Source organism: Streptomyces sp. NBC_01476 (assembly GCF_036227265.1).
In the GTDB taxonomy this organism is placed as follows: domain Bacteria; phylum Actinomycetota; class Actinomycetes; order Streptomycetales; family Streptomycetaceae; genus Actinacidiphila.
In genome coordinates this window covers 2,895,171-2,907,551 of the sequence record NZ_CP109446.1, presented here as the reverse complement: position 1 = coordinate 2,907,551, position 12,381 = coordinate 2,895,171, and the positions used below count along the sequence as shown (strand labels likewise).

The window sequence follows — 12,381 nt, the reverse complement described above, 5'->3', positions numbered from 1 at the left end:
CCGGGCGATTTCGCGATAAGCATGCCGGATGATACGAGGCGAGAAGATCGGGCTGCGGGCCCGGCAGGAGAGCGACGTGGCCGTTCTGCACACGGAGCTCTACGAGGACGTGGCGATGACGTCACGCGCGGACACCAGGGCGTGGAAGCCGATCGCGGCGGGCGCGGCCGAGTCGCCGTATGCGGTGGGGGAGCCGTCGGAGGTCTTCGTGCCCTTCTCGGTGGCCGACCTGGAGACGGGCGAGCTGGCCGGAGCGGCGGTGCTCTGGGGCATCGATGCGCACAACCGCTCCGCCCACCTGGGCCTTTCGCTGCGGCCCGCCTTCCGGGGACGCGGTCTTGGCACCGACGTGGTGCGGACGCTGTGCGAGTACGGATTCGCCGTCCGCGGTCTGCGGCGGCTGCAGGTGGAGACGCTCACGGACAACCAGGCGATGATCGGCGCGGCCAAGGCAGCCGGGTTCCAGTACGAGGGCACCCTGCGGCGGGCGTCCTGGGTGTACGGGCGGGAACTCGACGAGGTGGTCTTCGGCCTGCTGCACGACGAGTGGGCGCCGGCCGTGCGCCCGTGACCGGTCGGCCGGCGCCGGCCGTACGCCCCTGACGGATGAGCCGGCGCCCCCATGCCCGTGACCGGTCGGCCGGCGCCCCGTACCCCCGTCACCCCCGTACGTCCTCGCCGAAGTCCCGTTCCGCAGGCGGTTCCTGACGCCCCGCCGGCCGCCGCTACTCCGCGACGAGCGCGTCCTTCAGGGCGCCCAGAATCGCGTCCACCGTCTCCTGCGGGCTCTGCTCCGACGTGTCGATCCACAGCCCCAGGCGGGGCGTCTCGTCGCGCAGCACGTGGTCGAGGCCGCCGACCGTCCAGGAGCCGTAGCCGGTCTTGGCGCGGGCGGCCTCGCGGGCGGCGACGGCCTCCTGGGAGGGGGCGAGGACCACCAGGAAGAGCGGGCGGGAGCCGATCGCGTCGAGGTAGGGCCGCAGGTTCTCGCCGAGCACCACGTCCTGGACGATCGCGGTCCAGCCGGCTGCCGCGTAGAGGTCCGCGGTGGACGCCGACACCCGGTAACGCAATCGGAGTTGGGCGACCGACTCCTCGTCGGCCTCGGGGACGAGTTCGCGCCGCCCGGAGACCAGCATCCGGCGGAACACGTCACCGCGTACGTGCACCGCGCGCGGCAGGCGCTCCGCGAGGAGTTGGGCGACCGTGGACTTGCCGGAAGCCATCACCCCGGTGATCACCATGACGCCGCCGTCGAGCGAGACGTCACCCATGCCCGTGCCCCCTCCGGAGTGCTTTCGAACAGTCCCGAACGGACAGAGAGCATCGCAGGCCGCGGCCGTAGCCTCAACAGAACCGCGGTAGTTGGCATATGGTCGGGTCATGTCTGATAACGCCGACGTGGTGCGACGCTATCTCCGGGTCTTCGAAACCCAGGACATGGAGGCACTGAAGCCGCTGGTGGCCGAGGACGTCCGGATCCACGGCGCCGGCATGTCGGTGCGGGGCCGCCGCTTCGTGGAAGGCGCGATCCGCACGCCGGGGCTGTCGCACTGCAGGCTCCGGGTGGACGACCTCTTCGCGGCGGGTGACCGGGTGGTGACCGCCTTCACCCTCACCTACCGTCACGATCTGTCCGGCCGTGACATCGGGATGACCGGCGTCAAGTCCTACCGCCTCAAGGACGGCGTGATCGTCGAGTTCTGGGGGGAGACGGACCTCTACACGCTGCTGCGGCAGGCCGCGCTGCTGCCGGTCCGGATCCCGTCCTTCGCCGATGAGCGGGTCGGCCTGAAGGCCGAACTCCCCGACTGGGTGGACGCCCACAGCGCCCTCTACCAGCTCGGCCGGGTGCTCGGCATCTTCCCGCTCGACGGGAAGTTCATGGACGTCCAGTACATGTTCTGGGACGACCATCCCCTGGGCAACGCCCTGCGGGCCACCCTGCTGGGCCTGGTCGACGCGGGCGTCCTGGAGACCCGTGGCGGCGGCCAGGAGTTCCGCTGGGCCCTCCCGCACGGCGCCGGCCCCGCCCCCGCGGTGAAGACCGGGGACGGGGCTGTTACGGAGGCCGTGACCGGAATCGAACCGGCGTAACTCGCTTTGCAGGTAGCTCTCACATCGGTGGGGCAGGCCACCAGTCTGACCAGGCACGACATCCAGGGTCAAGCGGACCGGACGACATGAGGCGACTTGCCTAGCTTCCCCAAGTGCACACGGCAGGGGCCTCAACGGCCCTGCCTGGCAGGCCACACAGAGGTTCTGAGCACAGCCTGAGACAGGTCTGCTGAGCTGCTGTACGCCTCTGTGAGCCACTTACACCACGTCTCCAGTGCCACCCGGTCGATCGCACCCTCACAGCCCCACCCACGGCCACACAGGGGATGGACAGGGGTAGATGGACGGGTATTACCGGGGAGGGAATGGAGCGCTCATTCATTCATGAGGCAGGGGCGCATCTATCAATCAATGAAAGAGAATCCTGGGGTGGCGTCCTGGCCTGCCGCCACTCATTCATCCGGTAATTCCCTGAGTGCACAGCGCAGTCAGCGGTAAGGATGATATGTCCGAGTCTTTCGCTATTTGGGTACCCGGGCATTGTTAAATCCTGATGCCTCTCCCTCTGTGAGTCCCTTCAAATTTCTAACATAAATACGGCGCTCCCTGTAGCGGCGACCCACTCTGTGTAGTGCTTCGGAGGTTAATCACCGAGACGCGATTCCATGTGAATGCCGAGCATTGCTCGGCTGTAGACCGAAAGAACAGGCAACTATGCCTGACTGACGCTCACTTTCTCCCCGCTGTAGGTAAGGGCCTGCCTTATGCAGGCCCATCTCACCTAGCTACGAGCCTTCACGCACTTGGGACACGAGCATGGAGGGAAAGCTGAACAGATAAGAGGACCAGTGGACTTGACGAGTCGCCGAGGTTTGATGACAGTCTTCTCTCCGGTCTCCGGATTGATCCGGTACACGGTGATGGTCAGTGCGGGGCCTGTCTCTTCACTTTCCATGCATCGATTGTCAGGGTGCATGGGTGCAGTGCTTAGCTGGTTTCCCGTTCCTGCAAGAACTTGTCCCTGATCATTTCAAGCATAGTCCGCATCTCATCTCCGGAAAGGGACGTGGACGAGAAGCCCTCGAACTTGTCTGTGTATTCTTTGATGTCCCGAGGGTCAGTGACAACCACTTCAGCGTGAACTGTCTCGACAGTGACAATCCTTTCATCCCTGATCACGAAGGAGTGTGAAGGGAAGTCATGCTGCGGCGCCGACAGGGCAACGATGCGAATATCTATGTTGGGCAATCGAGAGAGGGAGATAAGCCTGTCTATCTGACCTGCCATGATGGCTGAGGAGGTGATCCTCCAACGCAGCACCGACTCAGTGATGATGAACCGGAGCTGTTTGGTTCTGTCGTAGAGAACCTTCTGACGGTCTAGTCGCGCAGCTAGAGTGCGGGACTGAGATTCCTCGGTCAGTCCGTGCCTTGCAATCACGGCCCTGATGTACTCGGGAGTCTGGAGAAGGCCGGGAATGAGTGCAGGCTGGAAGAGACGTAGAAGGCTCATCTGTGCTTCAAGGGCCTGAGCCTGTTGTTGCCCTTTGTGGTAGCCCATTCGTGCCAGCAGACGCCAGGCCATTACTTCTGTAGAGGCAGCACGGGCTGCCTCCATGTACTCGCACTTAACTTCATCCGAGACACCAATAGCGGTGAGGATGCTCTCAACATCAACGACGCTCGGAGCGAGCTTACCCGTCTCAATTTTGCTGAGTTTGCTTGCAGACATGACAGCACTACGGGCAACGGTCTTGGCCTCTTTTCCAGATGCCTTCCGTAGTTCCCGTAGTGCGGTACCAAGCTCAGTCTTTCTCACTCTTCTCCGTGCCGCTCCCACCACTCCGTGAACGGCTCTGCCCTGGCGAGAGCCGTATCTCTGTACTTGACGAACTCTGCTGCTCTGACCGGAGGAAGAACCTCAGCCCCGAGGAACTTTCCCTCACCGGCGTAGCCCATAGTGGCAACGTCTTCACCGTCGAACAGCCAGAAGTCACCAACGCCACTAAGGGGATTATCTCTCCCGGTGATGTCCAGGACGAAGAACTCTTCGCCTCCGGTCATGTTCTTCCGGTATCCCCAACCAAGTTCGAACCGGAGATAGGGAGTGAGAGGACGACTCAGCACATGTACACGGTAAATGCGTTTACCGGCTGCTGTTGATGCCCGAACCTCTTCTACCCAGTCTGCGTTGTAGTCCTCTGGTTGGGGTAGGCCGGCCAGGAACAGTCGGTAGGCGACCACGCTCCCGGACTTGCTGTAGTCGTCCAGTGTCTCAAGACGGAACGCCTCACTTTTGAAGGAGTCGAAGAGGTCACCCAGAGATTTAGATGACCCCATCGGCAATAGCCTTCTTCAGTAGTTCCACGGGGATCTCAACGACTCCCTCACCCTGGGGCACGGTCAGCCCGTGCTCATCCCCGGTGTACCCCTGAACCAGGAGCGTGCCCCTGTCGGTGGCGTAGAGCGTCGGGCAGTCCTTCTTGTCACAGACCTTGGTGAGCATGGTGACCTGCATCAGCTTCCCCTCTCCAGTGGTGTCCTGATCGATGCTCCGGGCTGCACATGCAGCCCGTCAAGGACGAGTAGTTGCAGGAACAGGAAACTGCCTTCATCGGCTCGAACACGCTGTCATACTCCGTGCGTTCGTAGCGGCGTAGGGCTTGAGGAGTGTTCCCGTGTGGTTGATCGCCCTATGGGGTGCAGTAGTACCGATCTTCACAGCAGTTGACAGCGGTATCCGGCCAGCGACTTGGACATCCGGTCTGGGAACTGGGATCGGTCTACTCGTCGTGCTCGTGATCCTTTCTTTCATATGGCCCAGGTTCACGGTCACTTGGGCTATGGGCTTCGCTGGGGGCTCGGCCATCTCTCTTGTTGCTGCACCGATAGCCGGGTATCCCATGCTCGACATTGGGTTTGCCATTCAGGGTGCTGGCGCTCTCGGTGTCATGTCTCTCGCTGCCAGGAATCATCAGCGCAAGCAGGTGCGAAGCCTCCTCGTGAATCCAGATTCAAGAGTGCACCGTATAGCAGTTGAGGAAGCCTTCAAAGGATCGCTGGTCGCACCCGGTAAGGCACACGCCTTGCTGGTCACCACGAAACACATGGCAGGCCCAGGAATGGCGATACTGTCTCCCGATGGGCCACTCTTGTTCAGTTCGGCTACGGGCATGAGCCACACGCTGGAACGCAAGTACATCAAGGGTGTTGAACCGGTAGAACAAGAGGACGTTGCTCCTGGAACCCTCATGATCTCGTTCACTCCTCCGATCCTCCTTTATGGCATCTCCATCACACCGCCTGAGGAGGATAGGGAGAAGTGGCTTGCTCTCAACCCTAAGGAGACTCCTTCATCTTGAGACGTAGGACAGAGGATGGGGCTGCCTTGTGGCAGCCCCTTTCTCATGCAGTGAGAGCTAGTTCCTCTCGTAGTTCCTTGTACTTCCTTGAGACATAGGAGCTGCTTACTCCAATTTCCCGAGCTACTTCACTGGCACTCCTGTAGTTCGTGAACCCGGCTCGGATTGCCTCGCCGTTTGAACCTGAACCGGAGGAAGAACCAGACTGAACCTGAACTAGAGAACCTGAACTCAGAGGTGAATCAGCCTGAACCTGTGAACTAGAACCCCGAGCCGGCTGAACCTTTGAACCTGCTAGTTCAATTCGAACCTGTGAACTTGAATCAGAGTGAACCTCTGAACTCTGAACCACCGGCTCTGAACCTTGAACGTGTGGACCTGATAGTTCTAGTTCGAGGTACCTGAACTTACGACGGTAGATAGGTGCTACCTCAGATGCACAGACAAGGATGACCGGTGAGATAGAGTGGATGGCTACTCCCACCCAATCCCTCTCGGCTACAGAGTTCCACGTGTTCAGGAACAGGGAAGCTACTCCTGTAGCCCATCGGAAGAACCCTGGCCACTTTCCTCCGGTCTTCCCATACTTGGACAGCGTTGCATCTGCTGACAGTGCCAGGACAAAGGCAGCATCAGTCAGTAAACCTAGTATCCATCCAGACCAACTCCACTGAGAATGGCTGGAGACAAGAGGAGTGCTGGTCATCAGGGAGTAGAACACTGCTCCCCCTGTGATGAACCAGAGCATCCCGTTGACAATCTTGCGGGTACGACTAAGAGACTTAAGCTCGTTGATAACGTTCATGTGTTGTGCTCCTTGGTAGGGGGCTGCCTTATGGCAGCCCTTGTGGTGTCGTTAGGTTGGCACTTCACTGTGCTAGTAGTACGTCGGGCCTTCGCTTAAGCGACAGGCCCCTGTACGAGTCGCACTAGCTGTGCATCTCTCTGGACCTGATCGAGCCCTTCCCCTTCTTTTTCCTCCGATCCCAAGGCAGGAGGGACCCGCCCTAGCGGGAGGTCCCTGCCGTTAGTGAGAGAGTCCTTCGGTCGGGGGTAGGTATAGAGGTAAGACATCTTTCTTTCTTACCTATATACGCTAGGGGGGAAAGAAAGAAAGATAGAACCGACAGTCACGCTGCCAGCCTGTAGAGGTTGGAACGGCCTTGGACCTTGGTCTCAACCTCTCCAGCCTTCACTGTGCTATCTAGTGCAGCCTTGAGTACGCCAGGGTTACCGGCAACAGCGTTGGTAATGGTCCCCTGCTTGACCCACTCCCCAGGACGCTCAGCTAGATACGTCTTGATCTGGGAGGCGTGATCGGTTGCGCGGGTGCGCTCATCCTTACGGGTCTTCTGCTGTGGGGAACGTCCCTGCTTCTTCTGCTTGTCCTTTCGGTTGTCCCACCGAGCCTTAGCCCTGCTCACTAGTTCGTTGTGCTCTGCCGACATTGCTACCGTCTCCTCTTCGCCAATGAGCGTCACGAACGCTCCGTCATCTCCCTCACCACTGAAGTCCAGGGCAACGCCCAGTTCCCTCTCGGGAGTGTTGTTCCCGTAGACCCTGAGAACCCTTAGCTCCTGGTCATCAGTGACCTGAATGAACTGCCGACCCCATGCCTCAATAGCAGTGGAACCCATAGGGCTCTTCTGCGAACCCGTCTCCTCATTGAACTTGCCGGAGTGGTGAACAAGCACGATGGCAATACCCTCATCTAGTGTCGCGTGAATGAAGTCCTTGGACGGTGGCTGGAAGTGCGGTTGAATGGCGTATGCCTGTCGCCCTGCCGTTGGCCGTCGCCAATGCGGACCGTGAGGTCTTGCGTTCGTGGGTCCGCTCGCCGTCGTCCCCGTCGGGGCTGGTGACGCGGGCCCGGATCGTGCTCCTTGCCGCGGAGGGCGCCTCGAACACCGAGATCGCGCGGCGGTTGGAGCTGTCCCGGCAGACGGTCGTCACCTGGCGGGGCCGGTACCGTTCGGCCGGCCTTGCCGGGCTGGAGGACCGGCCGCGGTCGGGCCGGCCCGGCACGGTGGACGAGGCCGAAGTGGTGGTGCGGACCCTGGAGGGTCCGCCGGACCGGCTCGGCGTGACCCACTGGTCGTCCCGGCTGCTCGGCGCCGAACTGGGTCTGTCCAACGTCGCGGTGGCCAAGGTGTGGCGGAAGTGGAAGATCCAGCCCTGGCGGAGCGAGACGTTCAAGTTCTCCACCGACCCGGAACTCGAGGCGAAGGTCCGCGATGTGGTGGGGCTGTATCTGGCCCCGCCGGAGAAAGCGGTGGTGGTCTGCGTCGATGAGAAATCGCAGATCCAGGCGCTGGACCGGACAGCGCCGATGCTGCCGGTGCGGCCAGGGCTGGCCGAGCGCCGCACCCACGACTACGTCCGCCACGGCACCACCACGCTGTTCGCGGCCCTGGAGGTCGCCACCGGGAAGATCACCGCGGACGCCTGTTACGACCGGCACCGCAACGACGAGTTCCTCCGCTTCCTCAAGCAGGTCGCCAAAGCCCACCCGAGGGTGAAACTGCACGTGGTCGCCGACAACTACGCCACCCACAAGCACCCCCGCGTGAAGGCCTGGCTGGCGAAGAACCCCCGGATCACCCTGCACTTCACCCCCACCTCCTGCTCGTGGCTGAACCTGGTGGAGATCTTCTTCGGCATCATCACCCGCCAGGCCATACGCCGCGGCACCTTCACTTCCGTCCCCGACCTCACCGACGCCATCCGCCGCTACATCGACGCCTACAACGACCGCTGTCAGCCCTTCGCATGGACCAAAACCGCCGACGAAATCCTCGAACACGCCACACCTAAACGTCCAAGGACTTCATTCACGCGACACTAGGAGAGCCTGAAGCCTGCCTAGTGCTGGCCTTACATCTGAATCGTTGTTGTAGCTACCGCGTCCCAGCAGGGCAGACAGGTTGTCAACGACCAGGACTTCAATACCAGACGAGACAAGAACGTCGGAAAACTCTTCCCACCATTCCTCGGTGTCCTCTGGCCTAACGTCAGTGATGAACAGTTGAGAGTCCTTGGCCCCAGAGGCCGTGTTGAATCTCTGCCAGGTCTCGTCTTCCTGTCCAGGATCGAGAGCCCATAGAAGTGTGGCCTTGGCTTCCACTTCCCTGCCGAGCCAAGGTGTTCCTTCTCCGAGTGCCATTGCTGCGGAAAGAGCTACGAAAGACTTACCAGCCTTGGGCCTTCCATAGATCATGGTTGCGGTTCGATGGATCAGACCCTCAATCAGGAAGGGTGTCTCACTGGATGGTGTTACATCGGCAAGTCGCTTGATACCGTAGATGTTGTTCATATGTCGTCTCCTTGTTTGGGCATGAGAAAGGGCCGCCTTAGCGGCCCTGTATCTCATCTATTGTTGTTATCTCTGGGCCGGCCTGCTTCCAGGCCGTTACTCAGAAAGGTAGTCGGATAGTGCCGGTCCTACCTGCCCGCTCTCGTCTAGTTCCAGCATTGCCTTGATGGTCTGGAACAGTTCGAAGGGATCGGAGGAAAAGGCGGTGAGCAGTGTTGCCACGTCCCTTGGAACAAATCCCTTACCTTCGCCCCTGAACGGAACGGCGTAACCACCAGACTTCCCTACCTGTCCTCTCACCTCGTTAACCAGCTCCACCCTGAACAGCTCTCCATCGCTCAGTGCCTTCCAAACGGCAGCCTTATCCTTCAGTGCCATCAGTTCTCCTCCTTCTCGGTCTGCTTCCTAACCCAATTGCGGATCTTCTTCAGTTCCTTGTTCTGCTTGCTCTGCTTGTAGTGAGACCAGCAGTAGGAATGTGCATGGTGTGGACGCTCGCAGCCGGGGAAAGCGCAGAACATTCGACCCGCTCTGTCTCGTAGCGGCCTAAGTTCCTCTCCTCTTGCCGCCATCTTTCGGTGACCGTCACACAGGCCATGGCTTATTGGGTACCTAGTACATCCCTCGCACTTGCAATCCTTGTGCTTCTCTTCCATCTCTTTCCTCCGTTCATTGATCTATCGGGTGGGCCTCCCTAGAGGCCCCCTGGTGTCATTCCTTGAACAGGTCTCTAGTCAGTCGCTCGTATCGCTCGTGGCTGATGAGCACTGCCTTTACCTGTCCGTACGTGGTGAACTCGATCGCCTCTCCCCCTTCTGCGCGCTTGACCAGTTCGGGAAGGATGTTCCTTGCTTCTGTAGTGGTGACCTTCATTACCTCTCCTTCCTTGGAATGCCTTGCTTGTTCTTCTCTGCGTACTGTGCGTACTTCTCAAGAGAGGTAGTCAGCTCTTCTGCGAAGCCAAGCCCAGTGGCAAACTCGACTACCTCTTGTGTTGGTCGGAACTGCTCTACCTTGTCTTGCACTCGACTGGACTTGAAACGCTCGTGGGTCAGCGTCTCCATACCTATACCTCCTTGAGTAATCCCCAGCACCCTGACGGGCATCCTGTCATTGTCGTCTCTCGATATACTCTTGAATCTGGTCAGTTTTGGGTCTGCCGTTGTACCGAACTTGATGTTTCCGTTGTTCATCTCAAGTGCATACACCCAGCCCGGTGTGTCGCCGGAGATAGCTCCGGCGTCATCAAGTTCCTTGACCACATTCATTGTCTTCTCGTTCCTCCAGTTGTGGAGTCTGATTGCACAGGGCTCGCAGAGGATGAGAGAGACGCTGTTAAAGCTCCTTAGTATCCCTGGCTCTCCGCACTGCTTCTCGTTGTCTGGATTGATTGCTCCACAGCTAACCTCGGCTGTTACGTCATGCATCTCCTTGAATAGGTCGTGCTCCATGTGGGTTGTTCCTTGCATGTGTGAAGGGTCCTCGGCCTTGCCGCTAAGACCCCTTCGGGTGTTGCTGTCATCGCTGGCAACACAAAAGGCCCTGAGAGCGTTTTTCCGGGCCTGTGCGTTCCTGCTGTGTGGAGTTGTCTAGCCGTGCCGTGTGAGGCTGTCGCAGAGTCTCTGAGGGCCTTCTAGCTGTAGCTCCTGCCTGAGCACTTCTTCAGCCACATGTTGGCGTGCTTGTCTGCCTCATGAATCATGTGGAAAGTCTGTCCACACAGCTTGCACTGCCACATGTAACCCTGGTGTGGGATGAGAGCCCGAGTGATGGTGAGTGCCATGTCTCAAGCCGCCTTTACCCAGTAGTGGGAAGAGACGCTGAGATCGATCGTCAGTCCTAGAACCAGCGGGCTTACGCACTTGCCGAATACGTAGTGCTTTCCTAGGTAAGACCTGTCTGCGAACTCCTGTCGGCAAGAGACGCACTTGTAGCCGTTGCCAGTCCTTGTGTAATGGCGCTTCATGTCAGTTCTCCTATGTTGTATCAACCTGCTTGAAAAAGAGAGCAGCCAGGCGGGGCCCCTCAAGGGGATACCTGGCTGTAGATGTTGTGGCAGCCATCCTGCAAACACAAAGGGCCCGACCTTCCTGAACCAGGAAGACCGAGCCCTCTATGTGCAAGGAGGTAACCACATGAACGTAGCCAGACCTGTTTTTGGGCAGCGTCTGCCTACAGTTTCCATTTTACCGTTAATCTACGGTTTGTCCATTCCGACTAGCTTCTTCCCGTGTCGCTTAGGAGAAGGGGGGCTCCTCGCCGGAGGAGAAGCTAGTATCTATCCCCAAGTCCATGCACAGCGTTGACTGCTCTGGTGGAGGCCATGTCAGCCCCGTATCTCCGGAGCATGGCAGGAGACTTCCATCCTCGGATAGCCATGATGTTCTCTCCGGACACTCCGGCTGTTTGAAGGTCATCGGCCCACGTGTGGCAGAACGAGTGAGGAGATACCGCAGCAGGGTCGTAGCCAGCTTCCTCGGCCCTCTTCTTCACCATCCGGTATAGACCCATGTATTGCATCTCTTTCCGTGACCGAGTACCCAACCAGAGCCAACCATTCGACTCCGACAGGGCATGGCTAGAGCGGACCCTGAGATACCGAGTGAGAGCCTTCACGGTCTTGGGCTGGAGAGGGATGGTTCTGCCGTCAGTGCTGTTCCTGTTTCCCTTGAGCGGCACGACTAGGGCCGTGTGGTTGGCCAGGTCGAGATCCTGCACCCGGAGGTTCAGCAACTCCTCAGCCCGTAGACCTTCTGTGAGAACCCGGATCACGGCGTGGTCCCTGACAGTCTCGAAATCCCTCACCTTCGAGGAACCGTTGCCAGTCACCTTGAGCACGTCCTGAACGAACTCGGCACTCAGGGTCTTGGGCTTGCCGAGAGGAGGTGTGGCGTACCTGTGGAGCTTGGGACTGCTGTAAGGGCTTGGGTGGTCGTACTCCTCTTCTATGTAGCGGAAGAGGGGACGGAGGTTCCGTTGCAACGTGTTGGTGCCACCTGTGTACCCGCCCTTGCCGTCCTGGCTCTTGGGCAGGTCATGTGTCTGGTAGTGCCACCGGAAGAACCTGTTGAGGGTGGCTACGTCCACACAGGTGAAGTCCCCTTCTATGGAGGTCTCTGTCATCCAGTTGTGCAGAGCGACACCAGCGAACCGGTAGGCGTTGATGGTCTTGCGCTGGTACGGCCTGCCGTACCGGTTGTTGATCGTGCTGAGATGCAGGTCCAGCTCATCGAGCATCGCGGTACGTACGTCAGAGCCTGAGCGGCCCTGGAGAACCCGGAGCGGAGCGGGTGTGGCTGTCTGCTCTGTGCGGGCCTCTGTCGTTCTGGCGGCACTGCGGAGAGGGGTCTTCCTCGCTGGCACGGTGGCTCCCTGGTGACAGGGTCTAAGCAAGTCGTAGGAGTCCAAGCGACTTGCCTAGCCCAGGTTTCGGTGGGATGCCTCACCGATGAGGGAGCCTGTCTGACCACGAAACGTGCTGGTCAGCCTGCGGTACGGAGGCCGTGACCGGAATCGAACCGGCGTAACTCGCTTTGCAGGCGAGTCCCTCAACCACTCGGGCACACGGCCGTGTGCTGTGTCCTCGACAATGCCGGGTGCGGCCGGGGCGGGTCAATGCCGGCGCGGGGCACGCCATGGGACTGCCATA

The 12,381-nt window shown here is 59.8% G+C and carries 15 protein-coding genes and 1 tRNA gene; 4 read left to right on the top strand and 12 right to left on the bottom strand.

What is annotated here, in order from left to right:
- The first annotated feature begins 28 nt into the window (after positions 1-28).
- On the top strand, positions 29-571 hold the full coding sequence (locus OG552_RS13045; protein ID WP_329132430.1) for a GNAT family N-acetyltransferase: 543 nt from the start codon (positions 29-31) through the stop codon (positions 569-571).
- Positions 572-725: 154 nt separating this feature from the next.
- Here OG552_RS13045 and OG552_RS13040 read toward each other — a convergent pair whose 3' ends face one another.
- Entirely contained in the window at positions 726-1,274 is a 549-nt protein-coding gene (locus OG552_RS13040) for an AAA family ATPase (protein ID WP_329132428.1), read from the bottom strand.
- Positions 1,275-1,383: 109 nt separating this feature from the next.
- Here OG552_RS13040 and OG552_RS13035 point away from each other — a divergent pair, with 109 nt between their 5' ends.
- A complete protein-coding gene (locus OG552_RS13035; protein ID WP_329132426.1) occupies positions 1,384-2,097 on the top strand; it encodes a nuclear transport factor 2 family protein in 714 nt (237 codons plus the stop codon).
- A 948-nt stretch (positions 2,098-3,045) separates the two neighbouring features.
- Here the strand turns inward: OG552_RS13035 and OG552_RS13030 are convergent.
- Genes OG552_RS13030 through OG552_RS13020 form a run of 3 tightly spaced genes read right to left on the bottom strand, consistent with a single transcriptional unit; the run spans position 3,046 to position 4,575 of the window.
- Complete coding sequence (locus tag OG552_RS13030) at positions 3,046-3,876, bottom strand: helix-turn-helix domain-containing protein (RefSeq protein ID WP_329132424.1); 831 nt, start codon at positions 3,874-3,876, stop codon at positions 3,046-3,048.
- Positions 3,873-4,397 (bottom strand): DUF6879 family protein, encoded by a 525-nt coding sequence (locus tag OG552_RS13025; protein WP_329132422.1) that lies wholly within the window; start codon positions 4,395-4,397, stop codon positions 3,873-3,875. The genes OG552_RS13030 and OG552_RS13025 overlap by 4 nt, the downstream gene beginning before the upstream one ends.
- Positions 4,384-4,575: a hypothetical protein gene (locus OG552_RS13020; RefSeq protein WP_329132421.1), complete on the bottom strand. Its 192-nt coding sequence runs from the start codon at positions 4,573-4,575 to the stop codon at positions 4,384-4,386. The genes OG552_RS13025 and OG552_RS13020 overlap by 14 nt, the downstream gene beginning before the upstream one ends.
- A gap of 160 nt (positions 4,576-4,735) precedes the next feature.
- Here OG552_RS13020 and OG552_RS13015 point away from each other — a divergent pair, with 160 nt between their 5' ends.
- Positions 4,736-5,419, top strand: coding sequence for a hypothetical protein (locus OG552_RS13015; RefSeq protein WP_329132419.1), 684 nt, complete (start codon positions 4,736-4,738; stop codon positions 5,417-5,419).
- A 43-nt stretch (positions 5,420-5,462) separates the two neighbouring features.
- Here OG552_RS13015 and OG552_RS13010 read toward each other — a convergent pair whose 3' ends face one another.
- Both OG552_RS13010 and OG552_RS13005 read right to left on the bottom strand, forming a co-directional pair.
- Complete coding sequence (locus OG552_RS13010) at positions 5,463-6,224, bottom strand: hypothetical protein (protein WP_329132416.1); 762 nt, start codon at positions 6,222-6,224, stop codon at positions 5,463-5,465.
- A 325-nt stretch (positions 6,225-6,549) separates the two neighbouring features.
- Entirely contained in the window at positions 6,550-7,113 is a 564-nt protein-coding gene (locus OG552_RS13005; protein WP_329132415.1) for a hypothetical protein, read from the bottom strand.
- Positions 7,114-7,187: 74 nt separating this feature from the next.
- Here OG552_RS13005 and OG552_RS13000 point away from each other — a divergent pair, with 74 nt between their 5' ends.
- Positions 7,188-8,264: an IS630 family transposase gene (locus tag OG552_RS13000; protein ID WP_329132414.1), complete on the top strand. Its 1,077-nt coding sequence runs from the start codon at positions 7,188-7,190 to the stop codon at positions 8,262-8,264.
- Here OG552_RS13000 and OG552_RS12995 read toward each other — a convergent pair.
- From OG552_RS12995 to OG552_RS12970, 6 genes are all read right to left on the bottom strand, one after another.
- Positions 8,247-8,732, bottom strand: a complete 486-nt coding sequence (locus OG552_RS12995; RefSeq protein WP_329132413.1) for an AAA family ATPase — start codon at positions 8,730-8,732, stop codon at positions 8,247-8,249. The genes OG552_RS13000 and OG552_RS12995 overlap by 18 nt on opposite strands.
- A gap of 96 nt (positions 8,733-8,828) precedes the next feature.
- The gene (locus OG552_RS12990) at positions 8,829-9,110 is read right to left on the bottom strand and encodes a hypothetical protein (protein ID WP_329132411.1); all 282 of its coding nucleotides are present in this window, start codon (positions 9,108-9,110) and stop codon (positions 8,829-8,831) included.
- Positions 9,111-9,443: 333 nt separating this feature from the next.
- Positions 9,444-9,605, bottom strand: coding sequence for a type II toxin-antitoxin system Phd/YefM family antitoxin (locus OG552_RS12985; RefSeq protein WP_329132409.1), 162 nt, complete (start codon positions 9,603-9,605; stop codon positions 9,444-9,446).
- Entirely contained in the window at positions 9,605-10,183 is a 579-nt protein-coding gene (locus OG552_RS12980) for a hypothetical protein (protein WP_329132407.1), read from the bottom strand. The genes OG552_RS12985 and OG552_RS12980 overlap by 1 nt, the downstream gene beginning before the upstream one ends.
- An 820-nt stretch (positions 10,184-11,003) precedes the next feature.
- On the bottom strand, positions 11,004-11,969 hold the full coding sequence (locus tag OG552_RS12975) for a tyrosine-type recombinase/integrase (RefSeq protein WP_329132405.1): 966 nt from the start codon (positions 11,967-11,969) through the stop codon (positions 11,004-11,006).
- Between the two features lie 261 nt (positions 11,970-12,230).
- Positions 12,231-12,302 (bottom strand) — tRNA-Cys (locus OG552_RS12970).
- Positions 12,303-12,381: the final 79 nt, after the last annotated feature.